The organism is Saccharopolyspora sp. 6M (assembly GCF_020176775.1).
Taxonomy (GTDB): domain Bacteria; phylum Actinomycetota; class Actinomycetes; order Mycobacteriales; family Pseudonocardiaceae; genus Saccharopolyspora_C; species Saccharopolyspora_C gregorii.
This window is the reverse complement of the sequence record NZ_JAIUJZ010000288.1, coordinates 1-6,938: the sequence shown is the minus strand read 5'-3', so window position 1 is coordinate 6,938 and position 6,938 is coordinate 1. Positions and strand designations below refer to the sequence as shown.

At 72.7% G+C, this 6,938-nt stretch carries 5 protein-coding genes; 4 read left to right on the top strand and 1 reads right to left on the bottom strand.

Annotated features, from left to right (window positions below):
• Positions 1 to 109 precede the first annotated feature (109 nt).
• A complete protein-coding gene (gene rpsA / locus LCD31_RS27655; RefSeq protein WP_224962930.1) occupies positions 110 to 1,612 on the bottom strand; it encodes a 30S ribosomal protein S1 in 1,503 nt (500 codons plus the stop codon).
• A 530-nt stretch (positions 1,613 to 2,142) separates the two neighbouring features.
• Between rpsA and LCD31_RS27650 the strand changes: the two genes are divergently transcribed.
• The 4 genes from LCD31_RS27650 (at position 2,143) to LCD31_RS27635 (ending at position 6,829) form a co-directional block, all read left to right on the top strand.
• Complete coding sequence (locus LCD31_RS27650) at positions 2,143 to 3,039, top strand: class I SAM-dependent methyltransferase (RefSeq protein ID WP_224962929.1); 897 nt, start codon at positions 2,143 to 2,145, stop codon at positions 3,037 to 3,039.
• A gap of 105 nt (positions 3,040 to 3,144) precedes the next feature.
• Positions 3,145 to 4,095, top strand: a complete 951-nt coding sequence (locus tag LCD31_RS27645; protein WP_224962927.1) for a GNAT family N-acetyltransferase — start codon at positions 3,145 to 3,147, stop codon at positions 4,093 to 4,095.
• Between the two features lie 32 nt (positions 4,096 to 4,127).
• Positions 4,128 to 4,766, top strand: a complete 639-nt coding sequence (locus LCD31_RS27640; RefSeq protein WP_224962925.1) for an ATP-binding cassette domain-containing protein — start codon at positions 4,128 to 4,130, stop codon at positions 4,764 to 4,766.
• On the top strand, positions 4,763 to 6,829 hold the full coding sequence (locus tag LCD31_RS27635) for a YhgE/Pip domain-containing protein (RefSeq protein WP_224962923.1): 2,067 nt from the start codon (positions 4,763 to 4,765) through the stop codon (positions 6,827 to 6,829). The genes LCD31_RS27640 and LCD31_RS27635 overlap by 4 nt, the downstream gene beginning before the upstream one ends.
• The last annotated feature ends 109 nt before the right edge of the window (positions 6,830 to 6,938 follow it).

Below are 6,938 nucleotides of genomic sequence, written 5' to 3'. Positions count from 1 at the left end.
CAACCGCCCCCCCCCCCCCCCCCCCCCCGCCGGCCCCCCCCCCCCCCCCCGCCCCCCGGGGGGGGGGCCGTCGTGCCTATCCGTTCCGGATCAGACGGAGACCGTCAGATCACGCACCGCCGGAGAGCTTCTCCCGCAGCGCGGCCAGCTGGGCGTCGCTGGCCAGGGAGCCCGCGTCGTCCTGCTGCTCGGACGAGCCGGAGGACGAGTAGTTCCCGCCGCCCTGCTCGGAACCCGCACCGGAAGCACCCGCGGCAGCGGCCTCGGCGTCGGCCTCGGCGGCCTTCGCGACCTGCTTCATGTGCTGCTCGTAGCGGGACAGCGCGTCGGCGTACTGGCGCTCCCACTCCTCGCGCTGGGTGTCGTAGCCTTCCTGCCACTCCTGGGTCTCCGGGTCGAAGCCCTCCGGGTAGATGTAGTCGCCGTTGTTGTCGTACTCGGCGGCCATCCCGTACTGGGTGGGGTCGAACTCGGAGTCCGGCGTGAAGCCCTCGTTGGCCTGCTTCAACGACAGCGAGATCCGGCGACGCTCCAGGTCGATGTCGATGACCTTGATCATCACGTCGTCGCCGACCTGGACGACCTGCTCCGGGATCTCCACGTGGCGCTCGGCCAGCTCGGAGATGTGCACCAGGCCCTCGATGCCCTCGTCGACCCGGACGAACGCACCGAACGGCACCAGCTTGGTGACCTTGCCCGGCACGATCTGGCCGATCGCGTGGGTGCGGGCGAACTGGCGCCACGGGTCTTCCTGCGTCGCCTTCAGCGACAGCGAGACGCGCTCGCGGTCCATCTCGACGTTGAGGACCTCGACCGTGACCTCCTGGCCGACCTCGACGACCTCGCTCGGGTGGTCGATGTGCTTCCAGGACAGCTCGGAGACGTGCACCAGGCCGTCGACGCCACCGAGGTCCACGAACGCACCGAAGTTGACGATCGAGGAGACGACGCCCTTGCGGACCTGGCCGTTCTGCAGCTGGTTGAGGAACTCGCTGCGGACCTCGGACTGAGTCTGCTCCAGCCAGGCGCGGCGGGACAGGACCACGTTGTTGCGGTTCTTGTCCAGCTCGATGATCTTCGCCTCGAGCTCGCGGCCGACGTAGGGCTGCAGGTCGCGGACGCGGCGCATCTCGACCAGCGACGCGGGCAGGAAGCCGCGCAGGCCGATGTCGAGGATGAGGCCGCCCTTGACGACCTCGATGACGGTGCCCTTGACGGGCTCGTCCTTGTCCTTGAGCTCCTCGATGGTGCCCCAGGCGCGCTCGTACTGGGCGCGCTTCTTGGACAGGATCAGCCGGCCTTCCTTGTCCTCCTTCTGGAGGACGAGGGCCTCGACGAAGTCGCCGACGGTGACGACCTCAGCCGGGTCGACATCGTGCTTGATGGACAGCTCCCGGGACGGGATGACGCCCTCGGTCTTGTAACCGATGTCAAGCAGCACCTCGTCGCGGTCGACCTTGACGATGGTGCCCTCAACGATGTCGCCGTCGTTGAAGTACTTGATGGTTAGGTCGACGGCGGCGAGGAAGTCCTCCTCCGTCCCGACGTCGTTGACCGCGACCTGCGGCTTGGTGGCGGCGGTGGTCGGAACGGTGGTGGTGTCGGTGGACATCAGGTGGGTTGCTCCGGTACGGATAGTTTGTCGGTTGCCTGCGGTTGTCCCCCGCCTCGGCGGTGGCGGACCGGGCTGGCAGACCTACCAGCACGCATCCGCGCACGACCCGCTGGGGGTTGCACCTTGGATCTTAGCCCCCGGGACCGACACCTCTGCGGGCGGAACCGGCGGAACAGGTCCGTCCGCTCTCGGCCCGGCGGTGTTCGACTCCCGGATCGGGTTCGAGCGGTCACCCGCTGCTTCCCCGGCCGGTGCGGCCCGCCACGTCCTCGGACCCGGCGGAACCACTCCACAGTCGAACGCCGGACCCCCCGTCGTTAATCCCGATCGGGGCACGCAACCTGCCGGGAAGCTCGGCTCCGGCAGCGGCGGTCGGCGGAGCCGACCCGCGGAGCCGGTCCCGGGCGTCTTTCCCCAGCCTGAATGCACGGACGCGTTAAGACCCACGGCGCGGGCGGTATCGTACGCGTTCGCGCGATCGCGGAGCAAACCACTTGTCGGCGAAACACCGAACCACAGGACTTCTCATGCCGCACGACGATTCGGCCGCCCCCGAAATTTCACTCGATCCGGCGACGGAAGACCAGCCGGACGGCGGTTCCGCGCACGCCTCCGCGGAGCTGGCGCTGGGCACCGCGGGTGTGAGCAAGCGCACTGCCGACGCGGCCGAGTCCCGGCGGGCGAGCCGGCTGTGGTGGGACGCCGACGCCGACGACTACCAGGCCGAGCACGGCGAGTTCCTGGGCACCAGCGACTTCGTGTGGTGCCCCGAGCGGGTCCGGGAGGCCGACGCCCGGCTGCTCGGCGACGTCGCGGGCGAGCGGGTGCTGGAGGTCGGGGCGGGTTCCGCCCCCTGCTCGCGCTGGCTGGCCGCGCAGGGCGCGCACCCGGTGGCGCTGGACATCTCCGCCGGGATGCTGCGGCACGCGCGGCGCGGCGCCGCCGACAGCGGCATCGAGGTGCCCCTGGTGCAGGCCAGCGCCGACGCGCTGCCCTTCGCCGCGGACAGCTTCGACCTGGCCTGCTCGGCGTTCGGCGGCGTGCCGTTCGTCGCCGACGTCGGCGCGGTCTTCCGCGAGGTCGCGCGCGTGGTGCGCCCGGGCGGGCGCTGGGTGTTCGCGGTGACGCACCCGATGCGCTGGATCTTCCCGGACGATCCCGGGCCGGGTGGGCTCACCGTCGCGCAGTCCTACTTCGACCGGACGCCCTACGTGGAGATCGACGGGGACGGGCGCGCCACGTACGTGGAGCACCACCGGACGCTCGGCGACTACGTGCGGGAGCTGAACGCCGCGGGCCTGCGGCTGCTCGACGTCGTGGAGCCGGAGTGGCCCGCCGGCGCCACGCACACCTGGGGGCAGTGGAGCAGCCTGCGCGGGAAGCTCTTCCCCGGTACGTCGATCTTCTGCTGCGAACTGGCCTGATCTCCGCGGGCGACACGCCCCCGTCGCGCCGTTCGGGCGCGGTGATCGTCGCGGGCTGCCAGAATCCTGGTCGCCCGGCGGCTAGGCGAAGGGGTGGCGGCGCACATGGGTGACGCGCAGGACCTGCTGGACCGGCAGTGCGCGCGGTTCGCCGCGCTGGACCACCGGCTGCCGGAGCGGTACCTGCTGCCGAAGGGCGATCCGCTGCTGGCGCGGCTGCCGGACGGGACGGCGGTCGCCGGGCTGGTCGCGCACACCCGGAACCCGCCGGGGTCGGCGCAGAGCCTGTGGCAGGCCACCGATTCCTTCGAGCTCTTCCCGCTGCTCGGCGAGCACCCGGGCGCGGGGATGGCCGCCCTCCTGGCGGAGTGGCGGAGCCGCTTGGCCGCGCACGGGGCCCCGGCCGAGGACTCGTCGTGCGTGGTGACCTGGCCGAGCCGGGACGCGGAGGCGTCGCGCGCGCTGCTGGACCACGGCTTCGTCCCGCTGTCCTGCCTGGCGATCCGACCGCCCGCCCCGCCTGTCGCACTAGATACGAAACTGTCTGGTACCGTAAAGGTGCGCCGCGCCGAACCGGCCGACCTGGACGCCGTGGTCGAGCTCGCCCTCGCCGAGCACGCCTACGCCGCCCTCGTCGGCGCATCGGTGCACCGCCCCCGGACGGCCGAGCTCAAGCGCAACGCAGCGCGCCTGCGGCTCGCCGCCGGAAGCGGACCCGGAGGCGACCCGGTGTGGCTGGCCGAACAGGACGGCACACCGGTCGCACTCGCCGAGTGCGGCTGGATCGACCCCGACCGCCACTCCGGCGGCCACCGGCTCCGATCCGGCCGGTGGGCCTACGTGAACTGCGTGTCGGTGCACGAACGGGCCCGCGGCGGCGGCGTGGGACAGCGGCTGATGGCCGAAGCGCACGCGGAGTTCGCGCGCGCCGGGGTCGTCGGCAGCTTCCTCTACTACAACCCGCCCAACCCGCTGTCGTCGGTGTTCTGGCCCCGCCAGGGCTACCGGCCGCTGTGGACGATGTGGGAGGTGCGCCCGGCAACGGCGCTGCGCTGACCCCCACCGCTGTGAAGGAGTCGAGACGACGCGTGGAGATCGTCGCTGACGCAGTCGAGGTCACCGGGGCGCACAGCACGCTGCTCGCCCCCACCTCGCTGCACGTGAACAGCGGAGACCTGCTGGTGGTCACCGGAGAACCCCACTCCGGCCACACCGCCCTGGCCCTCGCCCTGTCCGGCCGGCTCAAGCCGAGCCGCGGCCGCGTCCTCGTCGACGGTGCCGACGACCCGAGGGCGCTGCGCCGCCGGGTCGCGATCGTCGACGGACCGGAGATCACCGAGCCCGAACCGAGCGTGCCCGTGCGCACCGCCGTCGCCGAAGGCCTCAGCATCGCGGGCCGCCGCTCGGGCCGGTCCGCCGTCCGGACCTGGCTCGCCGCCCACGACCTCACCGAGCACGCGGGCACCCGGGTGGAGAACCTGCCCGCCGCCGAGCGGACCCGGCTGCTCGTCGACCTGGCGTGCGCGGCGAAGACCACCGACGCGCTGGTCCTCGACACGCCCGACCGGCACGGCGGCGACCCCGGCTCCTGGTACGAGCTGGCGAAGCGGGAGGCCCGCAGGCAGCGCGCGGTCGTCGTGCTCTGCTCGCCGCACACCGCCGACCGGCTCGCCGTCCCCCATGCCCGAGTGGGCGCGGACAACCGCGCCGAAGAAGGTGCCCGATGACCACGTTCCGCCTCGCCCTGACCGAACTGCGCAGGCTCACCTCCGGCAAGCTGCCGCGGCTCGCGCTGGTCGCCATCACCCTGGTTCCGCTGCTGTACGGGGCGATGTACCTGTACGCGAACTGGGACCCGTACAACCGGCTCGGCGACGTGCCCGCGGCCGTCGTCGTCGACGACGCGGGCGCCACCCGGGAGGACGGCAGCAGGCTCGACGCCGGGGACAAGGTCTACGACGAGCTGGAGGACTCCGGCTCCTTCGACTGGCAGCGCACCGGCGCCGAGGACGCCGAGCAGGGCGTCGCCCAGGGCCGCTACACGTTCGCGCTCGTCGTGCCGCGCGACTTCTCCGCGGCGCTGATGTCGCCCGGCGACTTCGAACCCCGGCAGGCGCAGCTGCGGCTGGTCACCAACGACACCAACAACTACTTGATCTCCACGATCGCCGACAAGGTCGCAGGCGAGGTGCGCAAGGCCGTCGCCGCCGACGCGGGCACCGAAGCCGCCGACCAGCTGCTGCTCGGCTACGGCACGGTGCACGACAAGACGCTGGAGGCCGCCGACGGCGCGGGCAAGCTCGCCGACGGCGCCGGGCGGCTGCAGGACGGGCTCGGCACCGCTGAGGAGGGCACCGGGCAGCTGTCCTCCGGCGCGCACCAGCTGCTCGACGGGCAGCGGCAGCTGCTGGACGGCTCCGGCAGGCTCGCCGACGGGACCGGACGGCTCGCCGACGGTGCTCAGCAGCTGCGCGGCGGACTCCAGCAGCTGCAGGAGCGCACCGCGCCGCTGCCCGAGCAGTCCGCGAAGCTCGCCGACGGCGCCGAGCAGGTCGCCCAGGGCAACGAGAAGCTCGCCGACACCGCGGGCAAGCTCGGCGACGTCTCGCAGGGCTTCGTCGACGACCTGGAGCAGACCAAGAGCCGCATCGCCGAGCAGCTGCGCGCCACCGGCGCCGACGAGCAGACCGTGCAGCGGGTGCTCGCCCACCTCGACGAGCTCAACCAGCCCATCACCGACGCCAACGACAAGGTGCAGGCCCAGATCGGGCAGATCGACGAGCTCGCCGACGGATCGCGGCAGGTCGCCGACGGGAACCGGAAGCTGGCCGACTCCACGCCCGCGCTGACCGGTGCCATCGGGCAGCTCAACGACGGCGCGGGCACCCTCGTCGGCGGCGGCGGTGAACTCGACTCCGGCGCCCGGCAGCTGCACCAGGGCGAGCAGCAGGCCGTCACCGGCACCGAGGAGCGCACCGACGTCGCCGACCGGCTCGCCGACGGATCGCACCAGCTCGCCGACGGTTCCGGGCAGCTCGTCGACGGATCGCACACGCTGGCCGACGAGCTCGGCAAGGGCGCGCAGGACATCCCCGACCTGGACGACGCCACCAGGGAGGACACCGCGCGCACCATCGGCGACCCGGTGGCGGTGAACAACGACGCGCAGGTCAAGGCCGCCACCTACGGCGCGGGGCTCGCCCCGTTCTTCATGGGGCTCGCGCTGTGGATCGGCGGGTTCGTGCTGTTCCTGATCATGCGGCCGCTGTCCCAGCGCGCGCTGGCCTCCGGGGTGGCGCCGTGGAAGATCGCGGTCGGCGGGTGGCTGCCCGCCGGGATCGTGGGCATCGCGCAGGCCGTGCTGCTGTACCTGGTCGTGGTGTTCGGCGTCGGGGTGAGCCCGGCGCACCCGTGGCTGACGCTCGGGTTCCTGGTGCTGACCTCGTTCGCGTTCACCGCCGTGGTGCACGCGCTGAACGCGGCGTTCGGGCCGAAGGGCAAATTCATCGCGCTGATCGTGCTGGTGCTGCAGCTGGTCACCGCGGGCGGCACGTTCCCGTGGCAGACGATCCCGGCGCCGCTGCACCCGCTGCACCAGGTGCTGCCGCTGAGCTACGTGGTCACCGCGCTGCGGCACCTGCTCTACGGCGGGCCGGGCCTGGAGGCCGCGGGCACGTCCGCGCTGGTGCTGATCGCCTACCTGGTGGCGGGGCTGCTGCTGAGCACGATCGCCGCCTGGCGGCAGCGGGTGTGGACGCCCGGCCGGTTGAAGCCGGAGCTGTCGTTGTGACCCGAGGGTGAGCGGAGGGGGGGGGGGGGGGGGGGGCGAGACGCCGGGCCGCGGGAGGCGGGCGCGGTAGGCAGCCGCCGCCGGCTGCCCGCGAGAACTGGGTAGGGAG

Excerpts from the sequence above, each read along its gene's own strand:
- LCD31_RS27645 (WP_224962927.1), top strand. The coding sequence starts at position 3,145 with ATGGGTGACGCGCAGGACCTGCTGGACCGGCAGTGCGCGCGGTTCGCC.
- LCD31_RS27650 (WP_224962929.1), top strand. The coding sequence starts at position 2,143 with ATGCCGCACGACGATTCGGCCGCCCCCGAAATTTCACTCGATCCGGCG.
- LCD31_RS27635 (WP_224962923.1), top strand. The coding sequence starts at position 4,763 with ATGACCACGTTCCGCCTCGCCCTGACCGAACTGCGCAGGCTCACCTCC.
- rpsA (WP_224962930.1), bottom strand. The coding sequence starts at position 1,612 with ATGTCCACCGACACCACCACCGTTCCGACCACCGCCGCCACCAAGCCG.